We start from the raw sequence: 12,962 nt of genomic DNA on the forward strand, positions 1-12,962 counted from the left end.
TTATCGTGTTGCGACTTCAATACCTTCAAAAGATCCTTGATCAGTTATCATATTTGCCATAGGATTCAATTGTCCCTGTACTTCTTTCGAGCTGTTGTCTATATTTTTTTGAGACGGTTCCGCTTGCTGACCATGTTGAATCACACGGATACAGTCAGCCCCTCCTATTGGACAGCTCGCTTTGCTATCCTCCAATAGTACTTTTCCACCATTCGATAAAATAGTATCCGGATAGAACCCCGACCAACTCTGTACAACAGCATTACAAGGTTTGTTATTCATTTTGGAACAGGATCCAAACATATTTTTTTCGAATGTAGTTCCAATATCTTTTGTTGTAGCAATCGGTTTCTTACTTCCTTGGCTATCATTTGCAAAGTCCTTATCATTCGTTAGCACCTTCAGTTTATCAGGCGCTGTACCGAAGTTGCACATACATTGTGCCCCTTGAACAACTACATGTTTTTCTGCCATCTTTTTTAAAGGTTAAATAATTTCGCCCAGGTACTCTTTTCATCTTTTTGTTTATTCAGGCTTCCCGTACCAAGATCGGCCTGTGCAGTTGTATTATTTTTTTTATTATAATCAAACACAAAATCGCCATCCTCTTCCGGCAGATAGAACATCCTCAGCCCCACTAGCACCTGGTTACCTTCGACCTTGGACTCCCAATAGCCATTGGCAGCCAATAAAATCCGCGTTTGTGGATGAAAAATATAATGTGCTTCGCTACGACCAGAACAGATTATTCCGTAATCAGCATCTTGTTCCAACAGCCCCTGTTGTATTAATTCTATTGCCCCGAAATGATTCAATTCTGGCATCATGTTTTCTATGAGTTGATACTGCATCGACAATGTTGGAAGGTTTGGAAAAAATTGCCTTCTAGCAATATTTTGAGCAGGATACAACTTATAGAAAGGTTGAAAAAACACACGTATAAACCAATCTGTCCTGTTGATCGCCGAAAATATATTATGCTCATGAAGCATCAGTTTTTCCATCTTTTGAAGATACTCTTCAAAGAAATCTCCTTGGAAGTAACTTCTGAGTGCATCTTTCACGCCAGGCCAACGACTCTGTATCTGGTTTGTATTGGCAATACCGCGTAATTCACCGGATGGATCAACCATCAAATGCAAGGGATAGAAAACCTTACCTACTTCAAAAGCCAATTTATCTGCTATCAGATCGGGTAGTATTTCGTCAATATATACTGCACTTGTCCTATTCAGCTCAAACACAAAATTGCCTTCAGCATCGTTGGAAAGTCTAGTCAAACTGCAGGTATATTTTAATTCTGTCTGCTTGGATTCAGGTCCAAAATTCAACAGCATACCGTAATCCATTTTTTGACCAACCCTCCAATTGAACGACGACAACACACTCTCGAGCAGCAATTTGTTTTCTTCAACTACCGCACCTACGGGATCCAGCTCCCCTTCTTGAAAGAAAATACTTTTGCTTTTGTTGAACATAATGGTTACACCTCCTTATTTCCTCTTCCATGTATGACTTTATTACAAGCCAATACCAGATTGCCTTCTCTAGCTTCTACATTCAGCTTGTCAGCAAGCTTTTGCACCTTACCAGCCACCTCTAAATTATAATCAGACTGAACACGTATCTTGATATTAGCTGCTTGTTTTAATATTGCCATAGCCTATTTATTTTAATCAAATTATTCCTCCAGTTCCACTCTCTTCCAATCGTTGTTTGGATCCATTCCAACACCTTCCCTTCGCGCCGAACGATGGAAATAGCTGTAACGCAGTGTTTTTAACTCATTTAAATTCGCTGCATTCAGTTCCCTGCCAGCATAGGGATAAGGAGCACCATCAAAAACATAGGCTTTCAGCTTTGCTTCCACACTGACCAAGGTAGGATGCCCTTGTATGCTATACTTGCCTTTCATTTTTTCTTGGTCTATTTGTGCATTATGATCTTTACTAAAATATCCCATAAAATGCAATGGAATAAAGCTATACTCCTTGTATACCAATTGTTTCTCTCCACGCAACGCCCAATACCAGCCACCAGTGATTGTCAACTCCCCAGGCTTGTACCATCCATCTGCAATCAAACGGTCCCGAAGAGTTTCTAACTTTCCATAAGAGAGCTTCGCCGTTTCGATTTCTTCCTTCACCTCGCGACCGGTCAGGTAGCTCCCCCCGATATCGGAGTGCACCCCTGGCAAATCTCTTTCGAGCCCCTTTGGCGATCGAGTCAGCGAAAAATTTTCCCGCATCTCGTCCCTAGCGGTAAAATGGACGACATGCTGTGCTTTGCCCAGCGTATTGAGGTTCAATTCGCCGATATCGTTTGAAAATCGGGGTACAGGAGTCGGTGAATAAGAAGCTACAGTATCAAAAATGCCCAGAAAATTCACTTTCACAAAAGCCGGATTTAAGGTTACCCCTTTGACTTTGAGCGCGTAACCTAAGTGTCCACCTGCGGGCATTTCTTCCCGACCGGGCATATTGTCGCTATCGGAATAGGTTGTCACCTCTTCGGTTTCAGTTTTTCGCCCTTTATAAGCAGCCTTCCCAATTTCATAGACAAAATTCCGCGCAGCAGCGGCACCGCGACTGAAGCCATATACATTAAATATAATTTCCCGCAACACTTTCCCCTGATTGGCATCCATTTCTTTTTTGATAATAGCGGCCGCTTGTTCACAACCCTTACGCACTTTAAACCGAATACCTGTCCAGCCCGACCCAAAAGCGTAGCCCATTGTCGAGTCACCCTTAAGGTCTGTAGTACCTATCCCCTCAATATACAAGAGATTCGGATTGGTACAGTTCTCCCATAATCGGGCAACATTGGACCAGTCATTCTGGTAACTGGACTCATCGTCCGATTTACCGTATTTTTCAAATGAACTGTGATTGTTCACTCGGGCATCCGAATTACTCTTATTGTTTTTGGTGCCATCAAAAAATATATTTATCGTTACTGAATACGTTTTTTGCGTATTCCGAGGCGATGGATTATAGTCTTTAAATACAACATTTGCCATAAATTCATTAATTATCTACCGGTACCAAGGCCAGATCATATCCAACAATTTTAACCTGCTTTGAGGATGACTTCAGATAAGTATTCAATACATTTGAAGCAATATCCACCTGAATCAGAAGATCTATTTTTTCTGCAGGATCAAATTGTTCAAAAGCTTTTTTTATCACATCATATTTAAATCTTGTATCTGCAACCCAATGCTGCTGTTTGCTATCCTGCCATTTGACAGATATATGTTCAGGGATCGCTTTCGGCAGATCCGTATTGCCATCACTTGTATTGAGCAACTGATCTCTTTCACCATTAAAGCATTTGTAATAAAAATAATCTTTGGGACCTATGCCAATACCTTCCACTGCAAATTTCCACGCATACTTTTTGTTATAATCGAGGTATAGCTTAGGATCCGGCCACCCTTTGCCCTGCAATTGCGCGTAAAGCTCAGTGCCGTATAATTTTTCCGGTGTATACGCCACATCCCTATATTCTTGACGAAAGAAATGCTCAAAATCCGGATTTGCAGTTTCTTTATTGATTGTAGTATCATGTGCCTGAAAAGTAGCCAATAGCACTTGCCGTGCCCCTTCGGCCCACAATGCGACATTCCCTCCGGGCGCTAAACCAACAATTAGTGTTTCAAACTCTTCTTTAGTCCCTGTTTTTACATTTAGGCTTCCCTCCTGCCAGACCTTGGAAATTTGCTCTTTATCCAATTTCCAATTTCCCGTATAGAATTTTTGTTCTTGAATAGCGTACCAAGTCATCTTTAGTTCATCCGGAAATTCAATGGGCGTATCCGGTCTACCCATACTTTTACCTGACGAACTCCAGCCCTGTTTAAGTATCCCGTAGATCGGGCCAAAGTTATAAGCGTACTCATTACTGCTCAATGCACCATTATAAATCTCTACTGGATATTCCTTGGGCGCAACAACAGCACCAGCCCACACTTGTTTTTTTTCGTTCATCTTTGATTCTTGACAACTGGAAACCACACTCAGTAACATGAATAATAACAAGAATATCTTGTCTGCACAGATCGATTTCTTGCCAGACCCTTGCTGTCTAGGCGAAGGATTTATTTCAATATTCCATGTTCCTTTAATCTCCCACATTCATTAAAAGAGTTTAGATTTCTCGACACTATTTATTTCTATGGTTTTTCCACTCTGCAGCGTCATATTCTCTTTGTTGCTGAACATGGTCATTTCAGAAGCGAGTTCATTCGATGTTTCAGATTGTCGGCTAAAATCCTTGCTGGCAATTTCAGTCCGATTGTCTGAGTCTTCAGAGATATCTCCTGTCGCCGAAAGTGAATAGTTATTTCCGGCTGTCGTAGCGATATCTTTAGTGACTGATACAGTTTGATTGTTGCCCACGGAGGTACTCTGATCTTTTCCGACCTGTACATCCATATTTTCAGTCACATTGATCTGCATATTCTTACAATTCAAGGTCATATTTTCGAGTGCAGTAATGGTTACATTGCTACCCTGGCTGTCTATATGGACAATATTCCCTTTGATATCTGTGATTTTGATCCCTTGACTGGACTGGCTGTCATCAAATTCGATTAAATGTCCTGTGCGTGTCGTGATGCTTTTTAGATGATTTTGAATCTGCGGCGTGCTATCTGCTGTACTTTGGTTATATAAGCTCCCCAGTACAACAGGGCGGGCTACACTTCCTTCTTCGAAGGCTACAATAACATGGTCGCCGATCTCGGGTATGGACATAAAACCACGGTTCATGCCACGGTCTCCGGTGCCCGCATTTGGCGTGATCACGCGCAACCATTCGGTTTCATCGTTATTTGCACATTGCCATTTGAAGCGCACACGAATTCTTCCCTGTCCACTGGGATCGTTGTTATCAATTACGTCAGCCATCTGCATATCCGCTTGCGGGCGCAGGTAATCACGTACAGGAATACGTTCTGTGGTCGCTAGGATGCCATCAAAGCGGTTGGTATATCGGCCGACATCATCAAAGTGATGCTCGACATTTGTGATCAAAAACTTACCCAAAGTATCCGTTACGAAGTTGAGATCCTGGCGCAAGCTGGTTTCGATTTCCACTTGTGCACCGAGCCTGATCTGTGGCGAGTCGCTATCGCATGATACCTGCAGCAACTGACCAACATTAGCTTCTTCTTGCTGTTGTACAACACGTTGCAGCTCACCTTGGCTATCCACCCGGATATCCAGTGGCTGGCTAAATACTTTACTAAAGGTTTCCGAAGCCCGCTGCATCGCAAAAACCTGATCCGGATGGCCTTCAGCTTTGATGTTACTTGTGCTTTCAAGCAGTTGATCATGTAGCGGTATATAGCTAAAACGGCAGTGATTGACAGGACGGATCTGGATTCCATAATCCAGTCGGCTCACTTCGCGGCCATAGGTCACTTTTCCAGCGGGCAATTCTGCCGGCTTCCCAAAGTGTAAACGTTCACCATCATAGAAAAACCATTCCAGATATTCTGCGGAAAGTCTATTCAGAAACTCAAAGTCGCTTTCGCGGTATTGGATCAAGTAGTCTATAGGTTCAGAACGCGTTGGATTTACATTCATATGCAGGTCGTTCTGTACGATATCTTTGGTTGCAAGCTTTACAATATCGTTCAGGGTCTTACCATAGTAGGATCCCAGATCCTTACCACGGTCGATCAAGATGGTGGGGCTATATCCTTTGATCAGCAATATCCCCTGGTAGCCATGGCTCTGCGTTAGGGACACATCTGTGATGATACCCGAAAAATTCTGCATGCTGGATTGCGCATATCCAAAGGAAATGGCCAAGGTGCGGCCCACATATGATCGGCTATCCTGCAGATTGATCAATCCCGGAATCCCCAATTTGCCATGTTCGATACGAAGTTCAAATTCGTGGTGGGCATTGAATCGCTGACGGATATTAAAAGAAAGAAAATGCGTTACCTCCTTCCCCTCAATATGCATCTCAATGATTAATTTTGGTTTATCAAAATACATAACATTACCTTTTAAAGGAGTTTATAAAAAAGACGGTCTTCAACTTGATAGACCGTCTTTCCAAATTTCATGGTCTAATCTTTAAGACTAAGCTTTAGGCCAATCGTTTTCTAATGTTGCATTTTGCATTTCCAATACTCGGGACGACAGCACCAGTGTCAATGTCATTGGTCGATCGTTCGTGATAGAGATGCCCTCGTTGTACTGGATGATATAAGCGTCTTGAAATTTCAGCTCTTTCATGGTTGCATCTTCTTCGCTCTTTTTGAAAGTGATTTTACCATTGACAGTTTTGTACTGGTTGTTCACCATAGCTTCAATGACCGAAGTATCTTCTGTAGACTCAACCTCTACTTTGATTGTTCCACCATATACTGAAGATGAAGGACGTCCTTTGGAGTCCACATCACGATGTAATGAAAATTTACATTGGATAACATCGTATTCTTTCCCGCCTAGGGATAATCTTGTTTTAAATGACATAATCGTAATTTTTAATGGTTACAAATCTTTGTTAAATCTCCTGGTGCAAAACCTCCTGTGGTTAAGCTTTAGGCCAATCTTGTTCGCTCGTTGCCTCGCCGATACTGATCGATCGCGCAGAGATCACAAACTTGTAGGTCATTGCATGCGATCCTACAATATTGATTCCCTCTTCGTAGCGGATAATGTAACCATCTTCAAATCTGATCTCTTTCATTTTGGCATCTTCGTCCGGTTTTTTGATCAATAGTGTACCAGCGATCGGCTTGTATTGGTTGTTCACCATTGCCTCGATCACCGAAGTGTCTTCTGTAGATTCTACCTCTACATTGATCGTTCCACCATAAACTGAAGATGAAGGACGTCCTTTTGAATCGACGTCACGTGTGAAGGAATAGTCAGCATTCAGTACGTCATACTCGTTACCTGAAAACTGGAGTCTTGCTTTGAAAGCCATAACTTGTGTTTTTAAGTTTAAAAAAATTAGTGAAATCTTTCCATGATTCCTGTTGTTCTAAGTTACATCAAACTGCATTCCAAAGAACAAACTTATCGTTAAAAAAAATGTTAAATCCTACCAAGCCTTGCAAAAAACCGCGCTTACGCTGCAAAAAAAAGCATTCATACGTCAATTATTTTTTGTGCAGAATAAATTGATATGTAACAAAACACATACATTTTTCTATCCGGCCATATATTTATTATTGTTGCACAGGAACATTTTGGGTTCCCGCTTTATCGGTATACAAGATGTACATAACCTCTCCCGACGTCAGATCTTTCAGCAGGATCTCATTTTCCCTTCTGTCCATTTTATATGTTTTTTCGGGTCCCTGACGGTCACTTATTCCTACGTAATAGACTGGTTTAGACATTCCTGAGCCTGTTTGTACGGGATAGTCATAACCTAGTTTGTATTTAAACAGCGTGCTATCGCACATGCAATATGCGGCATCCGACCAGCTTCTTTCAGTACATATTATCCCATTCTCCACTTTGTGGCTCCCTTTGCTCATACGCTCAAGCCTCTTTGTCGGCAACAAAGTTTGCAATAAAGATTTACTGATATCTGGCATTCCATTTTCGTTGGCCCGCCGTAGGACAAAGGTAAAATCATCCCCATTTTTCATCTTGAGGTCAATGACCGAGTCTGCCACCGTGGTCAAGGTCATATCTTGATAGTTAAAATCCTTCATTCCCAATTTAAACGGAAAATAAGATCGTGTACCCTCGTAGCGATAACTCAGAAAAGCTCCCTTTTCGTCTATTGTCAGCACCATAGGCGAACGATCCGGCAATACTGAATCCTTGCCCAATAGGTAGTCCTCTAGACGGCTGTTTATCCATATTTGTTTGTCTTTGCGCTCTTTGTGCGAAAGCAAATCCATTGAATCTTTTGCTATAAAAGCATTCAATGCTACCAGCGAATCAGTTCCACCAATTTTATCCTTGTTGCCTTTGGTATTGCAGGCCCAACAAAAAAGTAATATGCCACCAAAAAAAGTAAATCTTATCATCCGTTCTAGTCTTATTCTATTTCAAAAAAAACAATGGTCGTTGCGTCAAACATCTGTATATCGAATCCACTGACCAATGCAGATCCATTCCAAACTTCGATGTGCGCATATGAATGGCTACGTCGTGGTCGTTCATTTTCAATTTCGATGAAATTCTCAAAATAGAGTATGCCTGTTTTATCCCGTACAATATCATAAACACGCTGCTTTGTTCCATCATACGTTGTTCGTCTTTTCCAAAAGTGTAAGGTGCCGATATGTTTCATTAAGTTGAATGCACCAAGTACATGCTTGTGCCCGCAATAGGTCTGACCACCAGGATTGGAAAGATTCTTTACGTTATCGAGTGCGATTCCAGATTTCATTAAGGCTATACTCATCCGGATAGCACATTGATTAAAATGACCTTCGTTACAAGGCTTGGATGTATATGGCTTTGGATAATTCGCATAAATTTTTGGAAACAAAGGTTCATAATATGTCAGACTGACGCGACCACAGAAAACATTGCTCACATTATAAAAATAGAAATCATCATCATCGGCATAAAAATCAATAAACGATTCGGTCTTATCCTTGATATTATTGGCGACAATAGACAAACTGAAACTCGAACCATAGGTTTGCTTTAGCTTGATCGAAGACTGCGCATCGCTAGGCTTTTTGCCTGGCGGAACAAATTTCAGTTTATCCGATTTCACGGTAATATTACCCCGGTTATCGTTCGCGCCATTATTGCCCTTATCAACTTTAAAATTTAGGATCATATAATTTTCCCTGTAATACAATTGCTCCAAATTTTGCTTCACCTTATCCGAATCCAGATGCGAAGATAGTGTTGTGATTCTCTTCTGTGGATTTTCCACATAGAAGCAATTAATTGGATCACCCCAGTTTCTATTGTGCGACACAATCGGAATAAAGTCATTTTCTACTTTCTCCACCTTTTGTGGGGAATAGCTACCAAATTTTACATTCGCCATATTACCAAAAACCTATCTTTTACAAGGTGCCGCTCACATTTGGTTCACGTAATTTCTATCAAACTACATTCCAAAGTGTAAGCATAGGCATCAAAATCAATGTAATATTAAGTCATTGGTCATTAGGAACAAACTAGCGTTTTAAATCCGCCGGACATCAACTTAAATCCGTTGGATATCAACCTAAATTCGTCCAGCCCCCGCTGATGGGATTGAGGTGCTTATAAAAAAAGCCCAACAAATATGCTGGGCTCACTGTATACCTTAAGAATTAGTTCTACCTTATTCTTTGCTGCTTTTCAATGAAGTCAAGCAGATCGTTTTTATTACCCAGGAAAGTAAAGTTTCCTGTCAATGTGGAATAATTTCTTTTGTCCGAACAATTTCCGTAGGCAGCCTTGGCGACTTTCAGCTTTTCGTCATCCCATTGAAAACGTTTCATGATTTCACTAATCTGTTCAACGCGAAGTGTTGTCTCAGAAAAGATCGGGTTAATTATTTTGAATTTTGCATCGTCAAAAGGTTCCCTGTTCATAAGACTGAATAAACGATCCAATTCTGCCCTGCTGATCGGTGTAATGGAATTTATTGGTGGAATCCCCATATCCGGATTATCCCCCAGATGAATAGGTCTGCCCGGCGCACCGTAAGCATAAGCCACGCCATTGCCATTGTCTACCAATGACATGTCTATTGGAATTTGAGCAAATAGATTAATAAGCTGGCCACGGCTCCGTGTATTACGCTGGCTTCCGACTTTAAAGATCATCTCCACAAAATCACCATTTTCATTACGTACGGTAATCTGTCTCCGTTCCATTTCCCGCTGTCCTCTTCCACTTATCAGGGTGCTAATCGCATACAATTGATCCGAAAGTCCATCTATGGTCACTTGCAATTCCGGCCGATCGTTATAGGCGACCCCATTCAAGGAAAGGATAAAGGGCTGACTGTCGGAGACAACTGTAATTCTTCCCATATTGGAAGGACGATATTGGGCTTGTAGATTAATTCCGATCAACTGAACCAGAAAAAAAACGAGGGTATATTTCAACATAAAATACAGATTATTTAAGACTATGACTCTTTCGCTCGTATAAAGATTAATTCACCCCACAATTTTTTAATAAATTTATTTAATCAATCATACCGCTGCATCGTGTAGCCCACTAGCAGCACTATTTAAAGCCGTTATTCTTACTTTTTACTATATTTTTTTATAACGTTAGTGAGTACGGTTTCTGTCAGTTCGTGGTCTTCCAAGGTCGGAAATCCTTCCCAACGGACAATACCATCAGGATCTAGCAAAATGCAATGTGGTATCCCCTGTACTTCAAGTTCTTTTTTCAGCTTGCCTTTAGTATCTACAGCACTGTAATAATCAATTTTAATTTCCTTGGCATTTTGAACTACAGAAGCCGCTTCGTCCGAAACACCGATTATCGCGAGCTTGTCCCCATACTTTTTATGCCACTCATTCAATTCCGGAATGACCCTGCGGCAAGGTCCGCACCATGTGGCCCAGAAATCAATGAGCACAAATTTGCCCTTTGTGTCCGGCGCATCAGACAGCCACTGCTCTACCTCCAGCTTTGGTGCCTTCTTATTCAAAATTGATTTTGCCCATAATTTTTTATTATTGTTGCTCTCCTGTGCATGACCAATGGTACATAACAGACAAAGGGACATCAGCGCAATAGCTTTTATTTGTGTTTTTACATTCATAAAATTGATCCTATATTTTCTACGCTAAATATAGGATTAATATCTCCTATTATTAAACCAAAAAAGTACTTAACGATACCTGTGTTGAATCCTCTACGTCGATATCGTTAAGTACTGATGTCAGTGTTTTTTTAATAAATAAGTGCTTTTTACTTTTTCAACAGGCAAAATCCAGCGACGGTAAAAGTATCACCATCGTTTCAACTCATTTTCTTGTTTGCATTACTGCTGATAAACATTTCATTTTTCTCTTCTGAAATAATTTCTAAAAAGCGTTCATAATGTTTGAGTACATCGCTGATCAACTCGTTTTTAGTAAAGTATTGTACGTCATACCCCTCACGTGCATCGCCAAAATAAGATTTCGGAAAATAGGTCTTCTTATCTTGAAGATCCGGAAGGTTTTCCTCCTCCATAACATAGTCAGAAACCACTTTAACTTGGTTTTTGACACCATATATAAAGTTGTTGACCAGATCGTAGCGGATTTCGATTTCCACTCTTTTGGGATTATCCAATAGTTTTATCTTGGCTTCAATATCGTTCTGTTTAAATTCTGCCTGCAGCTCTTCGAAGGCGGCCCCTACCGTAGTTTCGATAAATTGATCGACAGATTCGCGGCTTTTGAACGAAACAATTTGTTTTAGTCGATCCTTCCAAAACTCTCCAGACCAAGGCACTGTGCTGGCCGAAAAATCCCGTTCATAATAGCTACTGTCGATCACCAAGGCTTTCACCAAGCTGACACAGAAAAGCAGCATAATAATGGAGAATGGCAAAGCCGTAATCAGCGTCATGGTCTGCAAGGCCTGCAATCCGCCTGTATTCAACAACATTAACGCTAGAATGGCCAACAAGGCTCCCCAAAAGACCATCTGCCATTTTGGAGACTTCATGGCATTCTTGGTGGCGATACTGTTCATCACAAATATTCCAGAATCTGCTGATGTCACAAAAAATATGATAATGATCAGGATGACCAAGTAGTTGACCAAGCCTGATAAGGGCATATAATCCAAAAATTTAAACATCAGCGCATCCGGATTATCCGCTAAAGCACTCAGTGCTCCTTTGGCGATATTGATGTCAAACCAGATGGCGCTATTTCCAAAAACAGACATCCATATAAAATTGAACAATGTTGGAATAATTAGCACGGCGGCAATAAATTCGCGTATCGTCCGTCCTTTTGAAATTTTTGCAATAAACAATCCCACGTAAGGAGACCAGGAGATCCACCAGGCCCAGTACAGAATTGTCCAGCTGTAGAACCAAGGTAAAGTAGCTTCATCATAGACGTGGGTATCAAATGTCAGGCTAAAAAAATTATTGATATAGTTGCCGATTCCCTCCGTAAAACTACCGATCAGATAAACCGTTGGGCCGAGCAGGAGGACAAACAATAACAGCACGACCACCGTAATGATATTGATCTTACTCAATAGCTTCACGCCCTTATCCACCCCTGAGGTTGCCGATATAATGGAAAGCAAGGTCAAAACGCCGACAATAATGATCTGATAAGTAAAACTACTTTCAGAGACAACACCCAGTGTCTGAAGACCTGCATTGACCTGAACTACACCAAAGCCCAAGGTTGTCGTAATACCAAAGAATGTACTACACAGTGCAAATACATCAATGGCATTCCCCCATTTTCCATTGATTCTGTTTTTCAATAGCGGATAAAAACAACTGCGTAAGGAAAGCGGGAGCCTGTAGCGGTAGGCAAAATAAGATAGCGCCAATCCCACCACCCCGTAGATGGCCCAAGCATGGATACCCCAGTGGAAGAAGGTATAGAGCTGCGCATTCTTTGCACGATTGATATAATGATTTGTAGCAAATACTTCAGTCGAATAATGTTGCATGGGCTCAGCCACACTAAAATACATCAATCCAATACCCATCCCAGCGGCAAACAACATGGAGATCCAGGAAAAGAAAGAATATTCAGGTTTACTATCATTGCTACCCAGTTTGATATTCCCAAACTTACTGAACATCAGGTAGACCAGAAAGATCACAAACAAGGTCACCCCCCATACGTAGACCCAGTTGAGGTTAATAAAGATAAATTCCTTGACAGTATCTAAGATATGTACTGTCAATGTTGGGAGAAATACCGATAACAAGCAGATCCCGATAATAAAGATCAGACTGGGGATAACAATTCCTTTTTTAAAAGTCGATTTGGATAAGAACACTAAATTTTATTTATATAATGGAAATAAACGGAG

Annotated in this window: 13 protein-coding genes; all 13 read right to left on the bottom strand. The window is 41.1% G+C overall.

All coding sequences use genetic code 11. The features are described 5' to 3' along the window. The 13 genes from ABFX33_RS17280 to ABFX33_RS17340 all read right to left on the bottom strand — a co-directional run bounded on the left by ABFX33_RS17280 (window position 1) and on the right by ABFX33_RS17340 (window position 12,929). Window positions 1-474 carry a DUF4280 domain-containing protein gene (locus tag ABFX33_RS17280; protein ID WP_257091163.1) on the bottom strand — a complete coding sequence of 158 codons (474 nt, stop codon included), beginning with the start codon at window positions 472-474 and terminating at the stop codon, window positions 1-3. 5 nt (window positions 475-479) lie between these two features. Further along, window positions 480-1,478, bottom strand: a complete 999-nt coding sequence (locus ABFX33_RS17285; RefSeq protein ID WP_346087022.1) for a hypothetical protein — start codon at window positions 1,476-1,478, stop codon at window positions 480-482. Between the two features lie 5 nt (window positions 1,479-1,483). After that, a complete protein-coding gene (locus ABFX33_RS17290) occupies window positions 1,484-1,660 on the bottom strand; it encodes a hypothetical protein (protein WP_257091165.1) in 177 nt (58 codons plus the stop codon). 21 nt (window positions 1,661-1,681) lie between these two features. Beyond that, a complete protein-coding gene (locus tag ABFX33_RS17295) occupies window positions 1,682-3,022 on the bottom strand; it encodes a T6SS phospholipase effector Tle1-like catalytic domain-containing protein (protein WP_346087024.1) in 1,341 nt (446 codons plus the stop codon). 7 nt (window positions 3,023-3,029) lie between these two features. Further along, window positions 3,030-3,992, bottom strand: coding sequence for a DUF2931 family protein (locus ABFX33_RS17300; protein ID WP_346087026.1), 963 nt, complete (start codon window positions 3,990-3,992; stop codon window positions 3,030-3,032). Window positions 3,993-4,142: 150 nt separating this feature from the next. Continuing rightward, window positions 4,143-6,014 (bottom strand): type VI secretion system Vgr family protein, encoded by a 1,872-nt coding sequence (locus ABFX33_RS17305; RefSeq protein WP_346087027.1) that lies wholly within the window; start codon window positions 6,012-6,014, stop codon window positions 4,143-4,145. Between the two features lie 87 nt (window positions 6,015-6,101). Further along, window positions 6,102-6,497, bottom strand: a complete 396-nt coding sequence (gene tssD, locus ABFX33_RS17310; protein ID WP_346087029.1) for a type VI secretion system tube protein TssD — start codon at window positions 6,495-6,497, stop codon at window positions 6,102-6,104. Window positions 6,498-6,558: 61 nt separating this feature from the next. After that, window positions 6,559-6,954 (bottom strand): type VI secretion system tube protein TssD, encoded by a 396-nt coding sequence (gene tssD, locus ABFX33_RS17315; RefSeq protein WP_120257239.1) that lies wholly within the window; start codon window positions 6,952-6,954, stop codon window positions 6,559-6,561. Between the two features lie 244 nt (window positions 6,955-7,198). Then, complete coding sequence (locus ABFX33_RS17320; protein ID WP_346087031.1) at window positions 7,199-8,014, bottom strand: hypothetical protein; 816 nt, start codon at window positions 8,012-8,014, stop codon at window positions 7,199-7,201. Between the two features lie 11 nt (window positions 8,015-8,025). Further along, window positions 8,026-8,997, bottom strand: a complete 972-nt coding sequence (locus tag ABFX33_RS17325) for a T6SS effector amidase Tae4 family protein (protein WP_346087032.1) — start codon at window positions 8,995-8,997, stop codon at window positions 8,026-8,028. A 277-nt stretch (window positions 8,998-9,274) separates the two neighbouring features. Then, on the bottom strand, window positions 9,275-10,054 hold the full coding sequence (locus tag ABFX33_RS17330) for a proline and serine-rich protein 1 family protein (protein ID WP_346087034.1): 780 nt from the start codon (window positions 10,052-10,054) through the stop codon (window positions 9,275-9,277). 140 nt (window positions 10,055-10,194) lie between these two features. Beyond that, a complete protein-coding gene (locus tag ABFX33_RS17335; RefSeq protein ID WP_346087035.1) occupies window positions 10,195-10,722 on the bottom strand; it encodes a TlpA family protein disulfide reductase in 528 nt (175 codons plus the stop codon). 200 nt (window positions 10,723-10,922) lie between these two features. Continuing rightward, window positions 10,923-12,929 carry a BCCT family transporter gene (locus ABFX33_RS17340; RefSeq protein ID WP_346087037.1) on the bottom strand — a complete coding sequence of 669 codons (2,007 nt, stop codon included), beginning with the start codon at window positions 12,927-12,929 and terminating at the stop codon, window positions 10,923-10,925. Window positions 12,930-12,962: the final 33 nt, after the last annotated feature.

Source organism: Sphingobacterium ginsenosidimutans, assembly GCF_039536865.1.
GTDB lineage: Bacteria > Bacteroidota > Bacteroidia > Sphingobacteriales > Sphingobacteriaceae > Sphingobacterium > Sphingobacterium detergens.

Bases quoted from the DNA above. Each gene is read 5' to 3' on its own strand.
- tssD (WP_120257239.1), bottom strand. From the start codon at position 6,954: ATGGCTTTCAAAGCAAGACTCCAGTTTTCAGGTAACGAGTATGACGTA.
- ABFX33_RS17335 (WP_346087035.1), bottom strand. From the start codon at position 10,722: ATGAATGTAAAAACACAAATAAAAGCTATTGCGCTGATGTCCCTTTGT.
- ABFX33_RS17325 (WP_346087032.1), bottom strand. From the start codon at position 8,997: ATGGCGAATGTAAAATTTGGTAGCTATTCCCCACAAAAGGTGGAGAAA.
- ABFX33_RS17300 (WP_346087026.1), bottom strand. From the start codon at position 3,992: ATGAACGAAAAAAAACAAGTGTGGGCTGGTGCTGTTGTTGCGCCCAAG.
- ABFX33_RS17320 (WP_346087031.1), bottom strand. From the start codon at position 8,014: ATGATAAGATTTACTTTTTTTGGTGGCATATTACTTTTTTGTTGGGCC.
- ABFX33_RS17290 (WP_257091165.1), bottom strand. From the start codon at position 1,660: ATGGCAATATTAAAACAAGCAGCTAATATCAAGATACGTGTTCAGTCT.
- ABFX33_RS17305 (WP_346087027.1), bottom strand. From the start codon at position 6,014: ATGTATTTTGATAAACCAAAATTAATCATTGAGATGCATATTGAGGGG.
- ABFX33_RS17280 (WP_257091163.1), bottom strand. From the start codon at position 474: ATGGCAGAAAAACATGTAGTTGTTCAAGGGGCACAATGTATGTGCAAC.
- tssD (WP_346087029.1), bottom strand. From the start codon at position 6,497: ATGTCATTTAAAACAAGATTATCCCTAGGCGGGAAAGAATACGATGTT.
- ABFX33_RS17295 (WP_346087024.1), bottom strand. From the start codon at position 3,022: ATGGCAAATGTTGTATTTAAAGACTATAATCCATCGCCTCGGAATACG.
- ABFX33_RS17285 (WP_346087022.1), bottom strand. From the start codon at position 1,478: ATGTTCAACAAAAGCAAAAGTATTTTCTTTCAAGAAGGGGAGCTGGAT.
- ABFX33_RS17330 (WP_346087034.1), bottom strand. From the start codon at position 10,054: ATGTTGAAATATACCCTCGTTTTTTTTCTGGTTCAGTTGATCGGAATT.